Source organism: Enterobacter asburiae (genome assembly GCF_001521715.1).
Classification (GTDB): Bacteria; Pseudomonadota; Gammaproteobacteria; order Enterobacterales; family Enterobacteriaceae; genus Enterobacter; species Enterobacter asburiae.
Genome location: NZ_CP011863.1, coordinates 3,235,344 through 3,251,901 on the forward strand (window position 1 = coordinate 3,235,344; position 16,558 = coordinate 3,251,901).

The window sequence follows — 16,558 nt, forward strand, 5'->3', positions numbered from 1 at the left end:
GAGGGAGCATGGCAACGCGCATTGAATTCCAGAAACACGGTGGGCCAGACGTACTGAAAGCGGTGGAGTTCACACCTGCCGCGCCTGGCGAAAACGAAGTGCAGGTTGAAAACAAAGCCATCGGCATTAACTACATCGACACCTATATTCGCGGCGGTCTCTACCCGCCTCCGTCAATGCCGAGCGGCCTGGGCACCGAGGCAGCCGGTGTCGTCGTCAAAGTGGGCAGCGCGGTTAAGCATATTAAAGAGGGCGACCGCGTGGTGTACGCGCAGTCTGCGCTGGGCGCTTACAGCTCCGTCCACAACGTTCCGGCGGATAAAGCCGCCCTGCTGCCTAACGCCATTTCCTTTGAGCAGGCGGCGGCCTCGTTCCTGAAAGGTCTGACGGTTTACTATCTGCTGCGCAAAACCTATGAAATTAAGCCCGACGAGCAGTTCCTGTTCCATGCCGCAGCGGGTGGCGTCGGGCTCATCGCCTGTCAGTGGGCAAAAGCACTGGGCGCGAAGCTGATCGGCACGGTCGGAAATGCACAAAAAGCGCAGCGCGCGCTCCAGGCGGGCGCCTGGCAGGTGATTAACTACCGTGAAGAGAGCATTGTTGAGCGGCTGAAGGAGATCACCAGCGGCAAAAAAGTGCGCGTGGTGTATGACTCGGTGGGGAAAGACACGTGGGAAGCGTCGCTGGACTGTCTGCAGCGTCGTGGTCTGATGGTCAGCTTCGGCAATGCGTCAGGCGCGGTAACCGGCGTTAACCTCGGTATTCTGAATCAGAAAGGTTCGCTGTATGTGACTCGCCCTTCCCTGCAAGGATACATCACCAACCGGGAAGAGCTTGAGGAAGCCAGCAACGAGCTGTTCTCGCTGATCGCCAGCGGCGTCATCAAAGTGGATGTAGCAGATGCGCAGAAATTCGCGCTGACCGATGCGCAGCGCGCGCATGAGGTGCTGGAGAGCCGGGCGACGCAGGGATCGAGCCTGTTGATTCCCTGAGTCCCAAAAAGAAATTGGGCTTCCCGTGGGAAGCCCTTTCTTTTTTTTAGTTCGGCTGTATGTAGGGTACAGCTCGATGAATTCTTTAACGGCAGTCATAGTGACAGATTCGATAACTAAATCCTATTCTGTTCTAAGCCATGCCGCCGGAAAAGTTACAAGTATGTGACGAACCCCTCAATACCTTAGTAACGGAAGCGGTTATTGCGCTGATAACTGGGCACTTTTGGCGCTTTAATCGCCCGAATCACCCACACGACCGCAATGGCCAGCAGTAGCCACGGCAACAGTTTGATCGTCAGCGCAAACAGTCCGCCAATAAACATGACCACCGTCGCCACCACGATAGCCGCCAGAATGCCGAGCAGCGAAACGCCTGTCGCTAACAGCATGACAAAAAAGCCAATCACAAAAAGTAGTTCCAGCATGGTGCTCTCCCACGAGTTCCCGAGTAATGCAGTAAGCATTACAAGAATCATGCCAGTATTAACCTGTTGTTATTAAAGCAAAACGCCCCGCGAACGTTCGCAGGGCGTGGTGAATTTGACTAACTTTTAGCGAAAGTTATCGCTTGTCTGCCACCAGTCGCAGCGCATGTTCCAGCACCTCAATATCGGCTCCGGCTTTATGCGCATTCTCGCTCAGGTAGCGGCGCCACTGACGCGCGCCCGGAACCCCCTGGAACAGACCAAGCATATGGCGGGTGATATGGCCGAGATACGTGCCATTGCTCAACTCGCGCTCAATGTAAGGGTACATCGCACGCACGACGGCAACCGGATCGGTGTCCGCGCCTTCGATACCAAAGATTTCGCGATCGACCGTCGCCAGAATGCCCGGGTTCTGATACGCCTCGCGGCCGACCATCACACCATCCATATGCGCCAGATGCGCTTTGGCCTCTTCCAGCGACTTGATGCCGCCGTTGATGGACATCGTCAGGTGCGGGAAATCACGCTTCAGTTGATACACGCGCGGATAGTCCAGCGGCGGGATCTCACGGTTCTCTTTCGGGCTGAGGCCGGAGAGCCAGGCTTTTCGCGCGTGGATGATGAACATCTCGCACTCGCCTTTCCCGGATACCGTGTTGATGAAGTCGCACAGGAATTCGTAGCTGTCCTGGTCGTCAATGCCGATACGGGTTTTAACCGTAACCGGAATGGAGACCACATCGCGCATCGCCTTGATACAGTCCGCTACCAGCTGTGCATTCCCCATCAGACAGGCGCCAAACATGCCGTTTTGCACGCGGTCGGACGGGCAGCCAACGTTCAGGTTGATCTCGTCGTAGCCGCGTTCTTCTGCCAGCTTCGCGCACTGCGCCAGCGCGGCCGGATCGCTGCCGCCCAGCTGCAGGGCAACCGGATGCTCTTCTTCGCTATAGGCCAGATAGTCGCCCTTCCCGTGAATGATTGCGCCCGTGGTCACCATTTCGGTGTACAGCAGCGTATGGCGGGAGAGCTGGCGCAGGAAATAGCGGCAGTGTCTGTCCGTCCAGTCGAGCATCGGCGCAATGGAGAAACGGTGTGCAGGGAAAGCGGTCTGTAATTCTGACGACATGGCGAAGTTTTAAGCATCTGGTGGAAAAGGGGCGCTACTATAGCACAAAGAAAAGCCGGAGGCGCAGCGCCTCCGGTGGACTTTAGAACGTCATGCTCAGCTGAGCCCCGGCGCCCCAGGTTTCGTCCTCGCCGTACAGGCCCATCAGGTCAACATGAACGGTACTGAACGGCGCGAAGCCGACACCGCCGGTAAAGACATTGCTGTCGTTACCCTTCACGTCCGCGCGATAACCCGCACGCACCGCCAGCCAGCTGAGCGGCGTAACCTCGGCACCGACGCCAACGTACTGCGAGGTATCTTCGCTCTTGAAGCCTTTGGTTTCGGTCAGATCGCCATCAGCGGTCAGCGTTACCTGGTCGTTGTGCCAGGCGGCACCGGCGGTCACCAGCGGACGGATCTGGTAGGTGTCTTTATAGCTCACCACTTCTCCCGTACGGCCGTTGCGGATACGGATATCTTTGGTGTCGATGTCGCGCGACATCAGGTTTTGGCCGCTCACGCCAACGGTCCAGTGTTCGCCGAAATCAGCCGCAATACCGGCATCAACGTTAAAGCCCGTGTCGTCCGTGCGATAGCGGCTGTCATTCCACTTGTTACTGTCGTAATCGTAGATTGATGTGGTGTAGTTATAGACCCAGGTTTTTTGCAGCTTTGGCGTAACCCCTACGGAAACCGGGACGCCGCCGAGGTCAAACTGACGGGCAACGGCAACACCATAGTCGGACACAATCGCTGCCCGGCCAGACGCCGTTGAGTTGAGATTTTTAGTGATCTGATCCGTGCCGTTCAGCGCAGCGTCCAGGGCAACACCGGCAGCCACCACTTTGCTTTGTTGAATACCGCGCAGATAATCAATATCTTGCTGATCGATAGACGAGCTTACCCGGCCATGGGCATAGCCTTTCGCCATAAAGGCCACGGAAAGCACATCGTTAGGGATACTCACGGCAAGCCCTGCACCTGCCGTCGCGCGTGCGGTTTTACCCTTGAGATAGTCCAGCTCATCGGCCAGATCTTTGGCCGCGCCCTGGAACTGATTAATGGAACCTAACGGATTGGTGATAATGTCTCTTGGGGTGAGGTCGTCAACCACATCCTTATAGTGATTGATTTTGTCGTTGATGGTATCTATCTCGTCCTGAAGATTGTCCTCATCCGTCACCTGTACGCCAACGGACGGCAAAATGACCGTCACATCATCGTCCGGTTTTGCCTTTGCCAGCAACGCGGGGTTGATTAACGCCCCGCTACCATAGCTCCCAGCCGCAACGCCGGTACCACCCATTGCGTCACTCCGTGATTCTGTCCAGGTATTGGCTGCTCCCGCCTGATTTGCCATAAACAAGGAAACAGCGATACTAACCACCGAAAATTTAAAATTTTTTTTCACAGTATGCCCGTTATAGTCTGTTATGAAATAACCCCTGTCTGTTATCACCCAAACAGGAACGAACTATTGCTGTGAATAAGTAGTAAAAGACCCGCTATTTCTATCCCTAAGTAAAACTCCCTTACGGCCTGTTGTATTTTGTGACGGCCCTCAATATTTATAGAAGAGGAAATTATTTTTTCCCAGGTTTTCCATCATGCGGTCCAAAAAACTGGGGCGGGTGGTCTACCCAGCGATCCTCACGGGTAGCGGCATATACGGGGTTGAGCGGATAGTAGATGCGGTTGTGCTTCTTATTGGCCTCGCCAACGACCAGTAACCGCACCTCTTCGTCCGTGTTGTTGATAAAGGTGTGGCAGATACCGGTTCCGGCAGGAAACCCCACGCTGTCGCCCGGTTCAAGTTTCCATAAATAGCCATTAATCCACGCTTCTGGATGACCTTCGAGCACGTAAATGAACTCTTCTTCATCGCTTTCCGCATGCGGATAGGACGTTCTGCGCCCGGGCGGTAAACGCTCATGATGAATACCAATGCGCCCGAGCCCAAGCTTGCGAGCCAACGGGGCGCCGATAGAAAAACGCTCATCGCTATCTGGATAGGTCGAATCATCCGCGCCTTCAACGTCGCGCCAGTGCCGAATACAGTCAGGTTTTTTCATTGTTTATTTCCCGTTTTGCAATGGGTCAGGTATAGCACAGACTGGCGGATCTCGGCGTTTTTACCAGAACATGATAAAGTGAGGGTTTTCCGTCCTATAACATCCGGGGTGCTAAATGGATAAGTCCACAAAAGAGCTGTTAGCGCAGGCCGAAAAGCTGTGTGCGCAACGCAATGTGCGCCTGACTCCGCAGCGCCTTGAAGTCCTACGTCTGATGAGCCTGCAGCAGGGTGCTATCAGCGCCTACGATCTGCTGGACCTGCTCCGCGAAAGCGAGCCGCAGGCGAAACCTCCGACCGTGTATCGCGCCCTGGATTTCCTGCTGGAACAAGGATTCGTGCACAAAGTTGAGTCCACAAACAGCTATGTGTTGTGCCATCTGTTCGATCAGCCCACCCACACATCGGCGATGTTTATCTGTGACCGCTGCGGCGTGGTGAAAGAAGAAGCTGCGGAAGGCGTAGAAGATATTATGCATACGCTGGCAGCGAAAATGGGTTTTGCCCTGCGTCATAACGTGATTGAAGCGCACGGGCTATGCTCTGCCTGCGTGGAAGTGGAAGCCTGCCGTCATCAGGACGCGTGTCAGCACGACCACTCTATTCTTGTGAAGAAAAAACCGCGTTAACGGCAAAAGAAAAGGCGGCTCATGGCCGCCCTCAGGGTGTACTTCCTTGTACTTGCGGGTATAGCCCGGTTACCAGCGGTAGTCGTTGCGTTTTTCCCAGTCGCCTACTTCTTTTTCCGCCTGGTCTTTCGCGTAGCCGTAACGTTCCTGAATTTTACCGACAAGCTGATCGCGTTTACCTTCAATGACGGTCATATCGTCATCAGTCAGCTTACCCCACTGTTCTTTCGCTTTACCTTTGAACTGCTTCCAGTTGCCGCCGATTTCGTCTTTATTCATCATCGTGTCCTCTTAGTTAAGCGTCGGGTCGTAACGTCCGTTACGTTCTTTTCTGCTGGACGTGATAATTATTGTAGTTAAGGATTCGGCAGTTGATTTCATATTCGGAATCTTTAACCGTCACGATATATCGTGACGTGAAGGGAACCAGGTATCGTTTTGCCAGTGGCGGTGCCAGATAAAAGCCAGCGATATCCCTCTCAGCGAGAGGAAAACGGCCAGGGCCAGCCACAAACCGTGATTACCCAGCCAGGGAAGCGTCAGCAGCGTCAGGCCAAACCCGGCCGCAGCGACCGCCATGCTGTTGCGCATTTCCGCTCCGCGAGTCGCACCAATAAACATGCCGTCCAGCAGATAACACCAGACGCCGACCACCGGTAAGATGACTTGCCAGATGAGATAGTGACTCGCCAGCTCGCGCAGCGCAGGGATAGACGTAAGCAACGCGACGATTTGCTCACCAAAGCAGGCATAAACCAGGCCGAACGCCAGCGCCACCAGCCCAGACTGGCGGCAGGCTGCCCGCCAGACGTCCCGCAGCTGCCCGCTTTCGCGCGCGCCGTACGCCTGCCCGGAATGCGCTTCTACCGCATAGGCAAAACCGTCCAGCGCGTAGGCGGTAAAGGTCAGTAACGTCATCAATACCGCGTTGACCGCGACGATTTCTGGCCCCAGTCGAGCCCCGAAAACCGTCAGCGCGCCGAAGCAGAGCTGAAGCAGCAGCGAGCGCAGCATGATGTCACGATTGAGCGCCAGCAGCTTACGGATATTGCCGCGCCATGCGGTTTTGAGCAGCGCCAGGGAGATGCCGCGCATCGCCAGCACGCGCCAGACCATCCACAGGCCAATAATAAAAGTTCCGTACTCGGCAATCGCCGTTGCCAGCGCCGCGCCCTGCACGTTCATATGCAGGCCCATTACCAGCCAGACATCCAGCACAATGTTAAGAAGGTTGCCTACCACCAGCAAAATCACTGGCGCACGGGCGTACTGAACGCCCAGGAGCCACCCCAGCAGAACCAGGTTTGCCAGCGAGGCGGGCGCGCTGAGCCAGCGGATTTCAAGGAAACGTCGCGCCTGCGCCAGTACCGCCTCGCTGCCGCCGACAACATGGAGCGCAAGGTCGATCAGGGGCGTACGAAATAAAACGATTAACGCCCCTGCACCGAGCGCAAGGATCAGCGGCTGGACCAGCGCGCGGGCCAGACGCAGCGGATCTTTTGCACCATAAGCCTGGGCCGTGAGCCCGGTGGTGCTCATGCGCAAAAAGAGCAGCAGCATAAACAGGAAGCTGGTTGCCGTCGCGCCAATCGCCACGCCGCCAAGATAAACAGGCGAATCAAGGTGACCAATAACGGCAGTATCGACCAGACCCAGCAAGGGAACGGTAATATTGGAGAAAATCATCGGCAGAGCGAGACGCCACAATGCCTTATCGGATGCCGTCAGCAGTGACATGAAAAATACCGGGAGTCGAGAATGAAGCAGGCTACAGCGGCGCCATAGCCTGTCAGGAAGAGGTTACAGCCATTCGCCGTTGCGAATGACCCCAACCGCCAGTCCTTCGATAGAGAAGTTGTGTTCGCGGAGATCGACCACAATCGGGGAGAACTCGTTGTTTTCAGGCAGTAGCTGAACGGTGTTCCCCTGTTTTTTCAGACGCTTGACGGTAACTTCATCATCAATGCGCGCGACAACCACCTGACCGTTACGCACATCCTGCGTTTTGTGCACCGCAAGCAGATCGCCGTCAAGAATGCCGATGTCTTTCATCGACATACCGCTGACGCGCAGCAGGAAATCAGCGCTCGGTTTGAACATGCCAGGATCGACCTGGTAGTGGCCTTCAATATGCTGCTGTGCCAGTAAAGGCTCACCGGCAGCAACACGGCCTATCAGCGGAATGCCCGTCTCTTCTTCCACCAGCAGGCGGATACCGCGTGACGCGCCTGAAACAATCTCAATCACGCCTTTACGCGCCAGCGCTTTCAGGTGTTCTTCAGCAGCATTCGGAGAACGGAAGCCCAGACGCTGCGCGATTTCCGCACGCGTGGGTGGCATACCCGTCTGGCCGATATGATCCCGGATGAGATCAAACACCTCTTGCTGCCTGGTCGTTAACGCTTTCATTCCGCCCCCTGGGTGTATATACAGTTATGCTGTGAGTATATACAGTCAAAGGCGATTTTGGAACCAAAAACTGCACAAAAAACCAGGGACTTAATTATTCCTCGAGGCTCATCGGAAATGTGACCAAAGCAGCGTGACCCAGGTGATAACGGCAGTGATAATCGCCAGCAATACGGCAGCAGAGCCCATGTCTTTTGCGCGGCCAGAAAGCTCGTGGAAATCTGAACCAATGCGATCAACAACGGCCTCAATAGCGCTATTAAGAATTTCCACTATCATCACCAGAAGTACGGAACCGATAAGAAGTACGCGGGTAATAGCATCAACATCAAGGAAACAGGCGATGATCACCGCGATGATTGCGGCGACGCCCTCCTGGCGAAAGGCAGCTTCGTTGATCCACGCGGCACGGAAACCTTTCCATGAATAGCCGGCGGCTTTGATGATACGCGTTAACCCAGTGGTATTATTGGCCATTAAAAGAACCTTTTATGAAAAAAAGCGTCAGTAACAGGAACTGTAGCGCGTTTCGCTACAGCCTGAAGTATGACGGGTAACAACAGAAATTTTGCGCGCTTTCTGTTATCCTTGCGCCGCAATTGCATTATTAACCAGAGGCTTTACATCGTTTATGTCCGGCTGGCCACGAATTTACTACAAATTACTTAATTTACCATTAAGCATCCTGGTAAAAAGCAAGTCTATCCCAGCAGAACCCGCGCTGGAATTGGGGCTCGATACCTCGCGTCCTATTATGTACGTTTTGCCTTATAACTCGAAGGCAGACTTACTGACGCTTCGCGCCCAGTGTCTGGCGCATGACTTACCTGACCCGCTTGAACCGCTTGAAGTTGACGGTACGCTGCTGCCGCGCTACGTGTTCATTCACGGTGGACCGCGCGTGTTTACCTACTACACGCCAAAAGAAGAGTCCATCAAGCTGTTCCACGACTATCTCGACCTGCACCGCAGCAACCCCGATCTGGATGTACAGATGGTGCCGGTATCGGTGATGTTTGGTCGTCGTCCGGGCCGTGAAAAAGGTGAAGAGAACCCGCCGCTGCGCATGCTTAACGGCATCCAGAAGTTCTTCGCGGTCTCCTGGCTGGGACGCGACAGCTTTGTGCGTTTCTCCCCTTCCGTTTCGCTGCGTCGAATGGCGGACGAGCACGGTACCGACAAGATCATCGCGCAAAAACTGGCGCGCGTGGCGCGTATGCACTTCGCCCGCCAGCGCCTGGCTGCCGTAGGGCCGCGTCTCCCGGCGCGTCAGGATCTGTTCAACAAGCTGTTGGCCTCCAAAGCGATTGCTCGCGCCGTTGAAGACGAAGCGCGCAGCAAAAAAATATCGCATGAGAAAGCCCAGCAGAACGCCATTGCGCTGATGGAAGAGATTGCAGCGAACTTCTCTTACGAGATGATTCGCCTGTCCGATCGTATTCTCGGCTTTACCTGGAACCGTCTCTACCAGGGCATCAACGTTCATAACGCCGAGCGCGTACGCCAGCTGGCGCACGATGGCCATGAGATTGTCTATGTTCCCTGCCACCGCAGCCACATGGACTACCTGCTTCTTTCCTACGTGCTCTATCACCAGGGGCTGGTACCGCCGCACATTGCTGCCGGTATCAACCTGAATTTCTGGCCAGCAGGTCCGATTTTCCGCCGCCTGGGCGCGTTCTTTATCCGTCGCACCTTCAAGGGCAACAAGCTCTACTCCACCGTGTTCCGCGAATATCTGGGCGAGCTGTTCAGCCGTGGCTATTCCGTTGAGTACTTCGTGGAGGGCGGTCGTTCCCGTACCGGACGTCTGCTCGATCCGAAGACCGGCACGCTGTCGATGACCATTCAGGCGATGCTGCGCGGAGGAACCCGTCCAATCACGCTGGTGCCAATCTACATTGGCTATGAGCACGTGATGGAAGTGGGCACATACGCCAAAGAACTGCGCGGTGCGACCAAAGAGAAAGAGAGCCTGCCACAGATGCTGCGCGGCTTGAGCAAGCTACGCAATCTCGGTCAGGGCTACGTGAACTTCGGCGAACCGATGCCGCTGATGACGTATCTGAACCATCACGTTCCCGAGTGGCGTGAGTCCATCGATCCTATCGAAGCGATTCGTCCGGCCTGGCTGACGCCAACGGTCAACGGCATCGCGTCCGAGCTGATGGTGCGCATTAACAACGCCGGTGCGGCTAACGCCATGAACCTGTGCTGTACGGCGCTTCTGGCTTCGCGTCAGCGCTCGCTGACCCGCGAACAGCTCACGGAGCAGCTGGATTGCTATCTGGACATGATGCGCAACGTGCCGTATTCCGTTGATTCAACCGTGCCTTCTGCTACCGCCAGTGAGCTTATCGATCACGCGCTGCAGATGAACAAGTTTGAAGTCGAAAAGGACACGATCGGCGACATCATCATTCTGCCGCGCGAGCAGGCAGTGCTGATGACCTACTACCGCAACAACATCACCCATATGCTGATGCTGCCGTCGCTCATGGCGGCTATCATCACCCAGCACCGCAGTATTTCGCGTCAGGAGCTATTGCGTCACGTTGAGACGCTCTATCCGATGCTGAAAGCGGAACTGTTCCTGCGCTGGAGCAAGGATGAGCTGGCGGGCGAACTGGACAAACTGACGGAAGAGCTGCGTCGTCAGGGGCTGATCGCCGTTTCAAACGACGAGCTGCACATCAATCCGTCGCGTTCCCGTACCCTGCAACTGCTGGCGGCCGGCGCGCGCGAAACGCTGCAGCGCTACGCCATTACGTTCTGGCTGCTGAGTGCGAACCCGTCAATCAACCGCGGTACGCTGGAGAAAGAGAGCCGGACGCTGGCACAGCGCCTGTCCGTTCTGCACGGCATTAACGCCCCGGAGTTCTTCGACAAAGCGGTCTTCAGCTCTCTGGTCCTGACGCTGCGTGACGAAGGCTACATCAGCGATACGGGCGATGCCGAGCCGGAAGAGACGCTGAAGGTGTACCAGATGCTGGCCGAACTCATTACGTCGGATGTGCGTTTGACGATCGAGAGCGCGACGCAGGGCGAGTGATGTGAAAAAGCCGGGTGGTGGCTTCACCTGACCCGGCCTGGCGTTCTGCATAATATAAAGGCCCGGTAAGCGCTAACGCTACCGGGCCTTATTTTTGAGCCTTGTTAAATCACCGCATTCAGCTCAGCAACGTAAAGGCTATCATCCCGACAATCGCACCCGTCGTGCCGAGGATGGTTTCCATCAGCGTCCAGGTTTTAAGGGTTTGCGCTTCGGTAGCGCCGGTAAATTTCCCGAACAGCCAGAAGCCCGCGTCGTTAACGTGAGAGACCACAATCGAACCGCCTGCGATACAGATAGACAGCGCGGCCATCTGCGCACCGGAGTAGTTCAGCTGTTCAATCACCGGCATCACCAGACCCACGGCGGTTAAGCACGCCACGGTTGCGGAACCCTGGATGATACGCACCGCCGCAGCCAGTACGAAGCAGGTGACCGCAATCGGCAGGCCCATCCCGGTCAGCGCTTCGCCCAGAGCCGGACCCACGCCGGAATCCACCAGCACCTGCTTGAACACGCCGCCGGCGCCGATCACCAGCAGGATAATACCCGCGGGCTGCAGCGCGGCACCGCAGATCTCCATCACCCGGTCTTTTGGCATTCCCTGACGCATCGCCAGGCCGTAAATCGCCACCAGACAGGCCACCAGGATCGCCGTGAACGGGTGGCCGATGAACTCGAACCATTCGTAGGCGCTGGAGCCCACCGGCACAAAGCGCGCGGCGATGGTTTTCAGACCCACGAGAACCAGCGGGAGCAGGATCAGCGACAGGCTGAAGCCGAAGGACGGCATTTTGCCCTCGCCCAGGTGCGGCTCGGTGATGTCGTCCGGAATATGCAGCTCAACGTAACGACTGATGAAGTTGCCCCACAGCGGACCGGCAATAATCATCCCCGGGATTGCCGCGCACAGGCCAATCAGGATCATCCAGCCAAAGTCAGCGTGCATCTGAGACGCCAGCAGCATCGGCGCAGGCCCCGGCAGCAGAAACGCTGCGGCCGCCGCTACGCCCGCAAACAGCGGAATAACCAGCTTCACGAGGTTAGTGCCGGTGTGGCGCGCCATGGAGAACGCGACGCTTATCAGCAGCACAACGGCCACTTCAAAGAACAGCGGCAGCGCGCAAATCAGACCAGCCAGGCCAATCGCGTAGTGCGCGCGGCTGTGGCCGAAGGATTTCAGCATTTTGACAGCAATCTGGTCGACCGCGCCCGTCTCGTGCAAAATCTTGCCAAACATCGCGCCAAGGGCGACCACAATCGCCAGGAAGCCCAGCGTACCGCCCATCCCTTTTTCCATCGTCGCGGCGATCTTGTCGAGCGGCATACCGGAAAAGAGACCTGCACCAATAGAAACCACCATCAAAGCAACAAAAGCGTGCATACGCGCCTTCATCACTAAAAACAGCAGCAGCAATACGGAACCCACTGCTGTCAAAACTAGCGTTAATGTACTCAAAACTTACTGCCTTTTATTAATGACCTCGATGGTGCTGGCAACAACACCCTCCAGTGACTGATCGATATCAACCACTAAGACGTCTTTCTCGTCTTCACCCGGCTCCTGCAGCGCTTCGAACTGCGTCACCAGCATCTGAGTTTTGAAGAAGTGACCTTTACGCGCCTTCAGACGGCTTTCAATCACCTCGAAATCCCCTTTCAGATAGATAAAAGAGAGGTTCGGGTTACCGTCGCGCAGCAGGTCGCGGTAGGTTTTTTTCAGCGCAGAGCAGACGATCAGGGAGACTTTGTTGGTACGCTGCATAGCGAACGCGGCGTCATTCAGCGCCTGCAACCACGGTTTGCGGTCGTCGTCGTTCAGCGGCTCGCCGGAGGCCATTTTCATGATGTTGCTGCGCGGATGGAGGAAGTCGCCATCAAGGAACGCAGCCTGGAGTTGATGCGCCACTTCGCTGGCTACGGCTGATTTCCCGCTACCGGAAACGCCCATCAGGACGTAGACGTGGTGATCGTGATTAGTCGTGCTCAAAGGGTGTCCCTCAGTCAATTGTTACGGGTAACAGTTATCGGTAACATTGTCCTGCCGGGGCAAAAGAGAAGCAATATCCAAACGTGCGCGAAGTGAATAAGTGTGAGCTACTTCAAATTTGTCAGTTCAAATAGATCCACCCGGTGACAAGGTGAAACCTAAATCTAACATTTTTGGGGTAACCGTCTCGCCACGAATGCGCGCCAGCAGGCGTTCTGCGCCAATGCGGCCCATACGTTCACGCGGGGTCAGGACGCTCGCCAGACGCGGCTCCATCACCTGGCCGATGTCGTGGCCGTGGAAACCGGCAATTGCCATATCATCCGGGATCTTGAGCCCCAGACGCTGGCACTCAAACGCCGCGCCGACCGCAAGGTCATCATTGGTGCAGAAAATACCGTCCAGTTGCGGATACTCGCGTCGTGCCTGACGCATCAGCTCAATACCCGACGTATAGGAAGAGGACTGCTCCACCATCACGCTGTAGGGGGTTAAGTTCGCGTCGAGCATCGCCTGCTCGTATCCCTTCTGTTTGATGATAGTACGTTCATCAAGACGCGCACCCAGATAGGCGATATGACGATGCCCACGGGCAATGATGGCCGCCGTCATCTGGCGTGCCGCTTCGAAGTTATCGAACCCCACGGCGATATCGAGGCACGGCGACTGGCTGTCCATCAGCTCCACCACCGGGATACCGGCCACTTCGATCATTTTGAGCGTGCGGGCAGTGTGGGTACGTTCGGTTAAAATCAGGCCGTCGATGTTCCAGGAAAGCATCGATTCAAGACGTTCCTCTTCCAGTTCCGGCTTGTACCCGTAGTGGGCGAGCATGGTCTGATAGCCAAAAGCATCGGTGACGCTTTCAATGCCGCGCAAAACTTCGGCGAAAACCTGGTTGGTCAGGGAAGGAAGCAGGACGCCCACCGCACGGCTGGTCGCATTGGAGAGAATATCGGGCGCGCGGTTGGGGATATAACCCAGTTCATCAAGGGCAGCGGCAATCTTGCCACGTAACGCCACGGAAACCTGCTCCGGGTTACGTAAAAAACGGCTGACCGTCATTTTGGTCACACCGACGCGATCGGCGACATCCTGAAGTACGGGGCGTTTCTTTTTCATCGTCCTGAGAAATCTTGAAGTGAGAGATTTGCTCAGTTTATCACGGACAAAGCCCATCCTTCCCCTGTCAAAGGGAAGGATGGGCATTTATTTATGATTTATTACACCGGCGGCAGGTCAAACAGCAGAATTTCACTTTCGCTGTCGGCATGCACGGAGAGCGCCTGCTCATCCCAGACGGCCAGGCCATCGGCGGTTGTCGCTTTGGTGCCGTTGATGGACACTTCTCCTTTCACCACCTGGATCCAGACGCGGCGGTTGGCGGCAATCTGATGGACAGACTGTTCGTCTTTCGCCAGCGCCCAGCGGTACAGCTCCATATCCTGATGCACCTTCAGGGAACCTTCACGCGCATCCGGGGACAGCACCAGCTGTTTGCCCTGTTTCGCGTCGAAGCGGCGCTGCTCGTAGCGCGGCGTGATGCCGGTCTCTTCTGGAATGATCCAGATTTGATACAGGTGCAGTTTTTCCGTTTTGCTCGGGTTGTACTCGGAGTGACGCACCCCGGTACCGGCGCTCATAATCTGGAACTCGCCCGCCGGAACCTGCTCTTTGTTGCCCATGCTGTCCTGGTGCTCAACCGCCCCTTCCAGCACATAGGTCAGGATTTCCATGTCTTTGTGCGGGTGGGTACCGAAGCCCTGGCCTGCATCAATCACGTCGTCGTTAATCACGCGCAGTGCGGAGAAGCCCATGAAGTTTGGGTCGTAGTAGTCGGCAAACGAGAATGAATGCCATGAGTCCAGCCAGCCATGATTCGCGTGACCACGTTCGTTTGCTTTGCGTAAGTAGATCATTGTTTTCACCCTCAGTTCGTTTCGATGGAGTAAGTGTGGACGCAAACCGCCTGGGATCATAGAGGGTGAAAATTGACTCCTCTGTTCAAAAATTATGAACAAGCGCAGAGGAGCCGTTTTTGCTTATTTCGCGAGGGTTACCGTGGCAGGAGAAGCCTGCTCGAAGGCCCGTTCGAGGATTTCCAGGTTGGTCAGAACGTCAGATTCCTTGACGTAATTCGGCGCGCCGGTTGTGAGAGTTTCATACAGCGCATCGTAGACGCGGCCATAGTCGCCAATTTCCGGCTTCAGCTCCTCCCTGACCGTTACGCCCTCATCGTTCACGTACTCCAGCACGCCCACGGAATCATCCGCCGCAAAGCCCGGTTCGCCCGGCATGATGTTGGCCTTCAGGCTGGTCTCCTGCTGGTCGATGCCGTACTTGATGAACGAGCCGCGGGTGCCGTGAACGATAAATTTCGGATAGTCGATTTTCACCAGATGGCTGGTTTTGACGATGGCTTTCAGGTCGCCGTAGAACAGCTGCGCTTCAAAAGTGTCGTCCGGGTTGGCTTTATTACGCAGGCTGCGGATGTCGTATGCGACATGATCCGGTCGGCCAAACAGGGAGATGATCTGGTCCATGGTATGCACGCCCAGGCCATAGAACGAGCCGTCCTGCGGCAGGCCGGGTTGGGTTTCCGCTACCGGACGGTAGTAATCGAAGTGGCTTTCGATTTCCACAATGTCGCCCAGCCTGCCGCTTTCAATCGCCTTTTTCGCCGTCAGGAAGCAGCTGTCAAAGCGACGGTTCTGATACGGCGTAACGGTCAGCCCTTTGCTTTTCGCCAGCGCGAACAGCTCTTTTGCTTCGGCGATAGTTGGGGTGAACGGTTTTTCCACCAGCACGTTTTTGCCCGCTTCCAGCGCGCGTTTCGCATAGTCAAAATGGCTGTCGGCGTGGGTGCAGACGACAACCAGTTTGACCTGCGGGTCGTTAAGCACTTCATCCAGATCGCTGGTGAAATGGATATGGGAATACTGCGGGGATTGCTCTTCCGGCTTCGCGCGGCGGCGGAAGATGTGCGCGACGTGCCAGCTGTCTTTACGGTTGAGAACATACGGCAGGTGGTAGCGGGTCGTACTTTTACCAAATCCAATAAATGCGCAATGTAGTGTCATGGCTCAGTCCTTTTGGAAGGTTACTGAGTCTAACCATAACAAAAAAAAAGCCAGCTAAAAGCTGGCTAAAGTAATACTGGAAGCAATGTGAGCAATGTCGTGCTTTCAGGTTCCCGTAGTGGTCTTCCTGAATGCAGAGCAATAATAATCATTCTCATTCGCACTTGTCCAATACTTTTTGCAAAAAATAGCGGTTGACTCAAATTTTAAAGTCATTGATGTTGAAAGGGACGTTTAACTGACTGAGGAATAATGAATGAGTGAGATAGTGATACGCCATGCGGAACCGAAAGATTATGACGCCATTCGTCAGATCCACGCCCAGCCAGAGGTGTACCACAACACGCTACAGGTTCCTCATCCCTCTGAGCAAATGTGGCAAGAACGGCTATCCGACCAGCCCGGCATCAAGCAGCTCGTCGCCTGCATAAACGGTCATGTAGCTGGCCATCTGTGCATCGTCGTCGCGCAACGCCCGCGCCGCAGCCATGTGGCTGATTTTGGGATTTGTGTCGGCGCGCAGTGGCAAAACCGGGGCGTTGCCAGCGCTCTTATGCGCACCATGATTGATATGTGCGATAACTGGCTGCGCGTTGACCGCATTGAGCTGACGGTATTTGTCGATAACGAACCGGCAATTGCGGTGTACAAAAAACACGGGTTCGAAATTGAAGGCACCGGCAAACGCTATGCCCTGCGCAACGGCGAGTATGTGGATGCGTATTATATGGCGCGAATGAAGTAGTTTGTTGCCCTCACCCTAACCCTCTCCCACAGGGAGAGGGAATGAAAA

The 16,558-nt window shown here is 55.6% G+C and carries 17 protein-coding genes; 4 read left to right on the forward strand and 13 right to left on the reverse strand.

Annotation, left to right across the window (positions count from 1 at the left end):
- Nucleotides 1–8: 8 nt before the first annotated feature.
- Complete coding sequence (locus tag ACJ69_RS15650) at nt 9–992, forward strand: quinone oxidoreductase (RefSeq protein WP_039264131.1); 984 nt, start codon at nt 9–11, stop codon at nt 990–992.
- Nucleotides 993–1,177: 185 nt separating this feature from the next.
- Here the strand turns inward: ACJ69_RS15650 and pspG are convergent, their stop codons facing one another.
- The 4 genes from pspG to ACJ69_RS15670 all read right to left on the reverse strand — a co-directional run bounded on the left by pspG (nt 1,178) and on the right by ACJ69_RS15670 (nt 4,606).
- Nucleotides 1,178–1,420, reverse strand: coding sequence for an envelope stress response protein PspG (pspG, locus tag ACJ69_RS15655; RefSeq protein ID WP_023310044.1), 243 nt, complete (start codon nt 1,418–1,420; stop codon nt 1,178–1,180).
- Between the two features lie 136 nt (nt 1,421–1,556).
- Complete coding sequence (gene dusA / locus ACJ69_RS15660) at nt 1,557–2,552, reverse strand: tRNA dihydrouridine(20/20a) synthase DusA (protein ID WP_059347297.1); 996 nt, start codon at nt 2,550–2,552, stop codon at nt 1,557–1,559.
- Nucleotides 2,553–2,634: 82 nt separating this feature from the next.
- Entirely contained in the window at nt 2,635–3,945 is a 1,311-nt protein-coding gene (locus ACJ69_RS15665; RefSeq protein ID WP_059347298.1) for a conjugal transfer protein TraF, read from the reverse strand.
- A gap of 172 nt (nt 3,946–4,117) precedes the next feature.
- Nucleotides 4,118–4,606 (reverse strand): cupin domain-containing protein, encoded by a 489-nt coding sequence (locus ACJ69_RS15670; RefSeq protein ID WP_029741577.1) that lies wholly within the window; start codon nt 4,604–4,606, stop codon nt 4,118–4,120.
- A gap of 115 nt (nt 4,607–4,721) precedes the next feature.
- Here ACJ69_RS15670 and zur point away from each other — a divergent pair, with 115 nt between their 5' ends.
- Nucleotides 4,722–5,234 (forward strand): zinc uptake transcriptional repressor Zur, encoded by a 513-nt coding sequence (gene zur, locus ACJ69_RS15675; RefSeq protein WP_008503369.1) that lies wholly within the window; start codon nt 4,722–4,724, stop codon nt 5,232–5,234.
- A 69-nt stretch (nt 5,235–5,303) separates the two neighbouring features.
- Here the strand turns inward: zur and ACJ69_RS15680 are convergent, their stop codons facing one another.
- The 4 genes from ACJ69_RS15680 to ACJ69_RS15695 form a co-directional block, all read right to left on the reverse strand.
- Nucleotides 5,304–5,513, reverse strand: coding sequence for a CsbD family protein (locus ACJ69_RS15680; RefSeq protein ID WP_014830284.1), 210 nt, complete (start codon nt 5,511–5,513; stop codon nt 5,304–5,306).
- Nucleotides 5,514–5,633: 120 nt separating this feature from the next.
- Nucleotides 5,634–6,971: an MATE family efflux transporter DinF gene (dinF, locus tag ACJ69_RS15685; RefSeq protein WP_029741578.1), complete on the reverse strand. Its 1,338-nt coding sequence runs from the start codon at nt 6,969–6,971 to the stop codon at nt 5,634–5,636.
- A gap of 63 nt (nt 6,972–7,034) precedes the next feature.
- The gene (gene lexA, locus ACJ69_RS15690; RefSeq protein ID WP_023310039.1) at nt 7,035–7,643 is read right to left on the reverse strand and encodes a transcriptional repressor LexA; all 609 of its coding nucleotides are present in this window, start codon (nt 7,641–7,643) and stop codon (nt 7,035–7,037) included.
- Between the two features lie 108 nt (nt 7,644–7,751).
- Complete coding sequence (locus ACJ69_RS15695) at nt 7,752–8,120, reverse strand: diacylglycerol kinase (protein ID WP_023334158.1); 369 nt, start codon at nt 8,118–8,120, stop codon at nt 7,752–7,754.
- A gap of 154 nt (nt 8,121–8,274) precedes the next feature.
- Here ACJ69_RS15695 and plsB point away from each other — a divergent pair, with 154 nt between their 5' ends.
- Nucleotides 8,275–10,695: a glycerol-3-phosphate 1-O-acyltransferase PlsB gene (plsB, locus tag ACJ69_RS15700; protein ID WP_029741579.1), complete on the forward strand. Its 2,421-nt coding sequence runs from the start codon at nt 8,275–8,277 to the stop codon at nt 10,693–10,695.
- 118 nt (nt 10,696–10,813) lie between these two features.
- Here the strand turns inward: plsB and gntU are convergent, their stop codons facing one another.
- The 5 genes from gntU to ACJ69_RS15725 all read right to left on the reverse strand — a co-directional run bounded on the left by gntU (nt 10,814) and on the right by ACJ69_RS15725 (nt 15,765).
- The gene (gene gntU / locus ACJ69_RS15705; protein ID WP_010436459.1) at nt 10,814–12,154 is read right to left on the reverse strand and encodes a gluconate transporter; all 1,341 of its coding nucleotides are present in this window, start codon (nt 12,152–12,154) and stop codon (nt 10,814–10,816) included.
- 3 nt (nt 12,155–12,157) lie between these two features.
- The gene (gntK, locus tag ACJ69_RS15710; protein ID WP_008503362.1) at nt 12,158–12,685 is read right to left on the reverse strand and encodes a gluconokinase; all 528 of its coding nucleotides are present in this window, start codon (nt 12,683–12,685) and stop codon (nt 12,158–12,160) included.
- 126 nt (nt 12,686–12,811) lie between these two features.
- The gene (gene gntR, locus ACJ69_RS15715) at nt 12,812–13,807 is read right to left on the reverse strand and encodes a gluconate operon transcriptional repressor GntR (RefSeq protein ID WP_021242747.1); all 996 of its coding nucleotides are present in this window, start codon (nt 13,805–13,807) and stop codon (nt 12,812–12,814) included.
- Between the two features lie 101 nt (nt 13,808–13,908).
- Nucleotides 13,909–14,604: a pirin family protein gene (locus ACJ69_RS15720; RefSeq protein WP_003861565.1), complete on the reverse strand. Its 696-nt coding sequence runs from the start codon at nt 14,602–14,604 to the stop codon at nt 13,909–13,911.
- A 123-nt stretch (nt 14,605–14,727) separates the two neighbouring features.
- Nucleotides 14,728–15,765: an oxidoreductase gene (locus ACJ69_RS15725; protein WP_047646897.1), complete on the reverse strand. Its 1,038-nt coding sequence runs from the start codon at nt 15,763–15,765 to the stop codon at nt 14,728–14,730.
- Nucleotides 15,766–16,021: 256 nt separating this feature from the next.
- On the opposite strand from ACJ69_RS15725, the gene yhhY reads away from it, so the two are divergent.
- Nucleotides 16,022–16,510: an N-acetyltransferase gene (gene yhhY, locus ACJ69_RS15730; protein ID WP_059347299.1), complete on the forward strand. Its 489-nt coding sequence runs from the start codon at nt 16,022–16,024 to the stop codon at nt 16,508–16,510.
- Nucleotides 16,511–16,558 lie beyond the last annotated feature (48 nt).

What these genes read in the sequence shown, in the direction of transcription:
- dusA (WP_059347297.1), bottom strand. Translation starts at nt 2,552, where the DNA reads ATGTCGTCAGAATTACAGACCGCTTTCCCTGCACACCGTTTCTCCATT.
- lexA (WP_023310039.1), bottom strand. Translation starts at nt 7,643, where the DNA reads ATGAAAGCGTTAACGACCAGGCAGCAAGAGGTGTTTGATCTCATCCGG.
- ACJ69_RS15650 (WP_039264131.1), top strand. Translation starts at nt 9, where the DNA reads ATGGCAACGCGCATTGAATTCCAGAAACACGGTGGGCCAGACGTACTG.
- gntR (WP_021242747.1), bottom strand. Translation starts at nt 13,807, where the DNA reads ATGAAAAAGAAACGCCCCGTACTTCAGGATGTCGCCGATCGCGTCGGT.
- pspG (WP_023310044.1), bottom strand. Translation starts at nt 1,420, where the DNA reads ATGCTGGAACTACTTTTTGTGATTGGCTTTTTTGTCATGCTGTTAGCG.
- ACJ69_RS15680 (WP_014830284.1), bottom strand. Translation starts at nt 5,513, where the DNA reads ATGAATAAAGACGAAATCGGCGGCAACTGGAAGCAGTTCAAAGGTAAA.
- yhhY (WP_059347299.1), top strand. Translation starts at nt 16,022, where the DNA reads ATGAGTGAGATAGTGATACGCCATGCGGAACCGAAAGATTATGACGCC.
- ACJ69_RS15725 (WP_047646897.1), bottom strand. Translation starts at nt 15,765, where the DNA reads ATGACACTACATTGCGCATTTATTGGATTTGGTAAAAGTACGACCCGC.
- zur (WP_008503369.1), top strand. Translation starts at nt 4,722, where the DNA reads ATGGATAAGTCCACAAAAGAGCTGTTAGCGCAGGCCGAAAAGCTGTGT.
- ACJ69_RS15720 (WP_003861565.1), bottom strand. Translation starts at nt 14,604, where the DNA reads ATGATCTACTTACGCAAAGCAAACGAACGTGGTCACGCGAATCATGGC.
- ACJ69_RS15695 (WP_023334158.1), bottom strand. Translation starts at nt 8,120, where the DNA reads ATGGCCAATAATACCACTGGGTTAACGCGTATCATCAAAGCCGCCGGC.
- dinF (WP_029741578.1), bottom strand. Translation starts at nt 6,971, where the DNA reads ATGTCACTGCTGACGGCATCCGATAAGGCATTGTGGCGTCTCGCTCTG.
- ACJ69_RS15670 (WP_029741577.1), bottom strand. Translation starts at nt 4,606, where the DNA reads ATGAAAAAACCTGACTGTATTCGGCACTGGCGCGACGTTGAAGGCGCG.
- plsB (WP_029741579.1), top strand. Translation starts at nt 8,275, where the DNA reads ATGTCCGGCTGGCCACGAATTTACTACAAATTACTTAATTTACCATTA.